Origin of the sequence: Liquorilactobacillus sicerae, from assembly GCF_029916425.1 — a bacterium.
Taxonomy (GTDB): Bacteria; Bacillota; Bacilli; order Lactobacillales; family Lactobacillaceae; genus Liquorilactobacillus; species Liquorilactobacillus sicerae.
This window is the reverse complement of sequence record NZ_JAHAVQ010000134.1, coordinates 1-544: the sequence shown is the minus strand read 5'-3', so window position 1 is coordinate 544 and position 544 is coordinate 1. Positions and strand designations below refer to the sequence as shown.

1 protein-coding gene is annotated in these 544 nt (G+C 37.1%); it reads right to left on the bottom strand.

Annotation, left to right across the window (positions count from 1 at the left end; genetic code table 11):
• Nucleotides 1-69 precede the first annotated feature (69 nt).
• Nucleotides 70-544 (bottom strand): linear amide C-N hydrolase (locus tag KH893_RS11650; RefSeq protein ID WP_281166260.1); only part of this gene is annotated, 475 nt, incomplete at its 5' end.

Genomic DNA, 544 nt, shown 5'->3' with positions numbered 1-544 from the left:
AGTGTGGACATTACCTTAATTTTATCAATCGAGCTTCCTAAACAAAAATTATCGCTTTAAAAACAAAAATTAATTTAAAGAAATAGTTTGAAAATCGCTTATATTTTCTTTGTAAAAAATTTCCTTGCTTTGTTTTAACAGATTATCATTAAGCACTAATTTAAACAATCCTGTACCGGAATAACTTTCGTAATATAAAGTTCTTGTTTCCAAAGCAACCGCAGAACGATAGACAGTATATGTATTAGAACGAGTCGACATCTTTGGGACCGTAACAGAATTCAAAATGTGCCAGGCATTAACAAGCTGTTCCTTCTGGTCGGCCGCCGGATCGATTCTTTCTTTCAAATAGGCTGCACGAATAAACCTGGCGCTTGGCGTATAGCCACCTGGCAACTGCTTTTTCCCAGAAAAATCTTTTGAGGCAGCATGCCGGGAATTGTAGGCCAGTTGTCCACTTAAATATTCAGGAAGCAAGGGCATATAATCGTTTAGTTTATTAACTTCGCGCTTGAAATTAGGAGCATTTGTCACAACCCCCAAA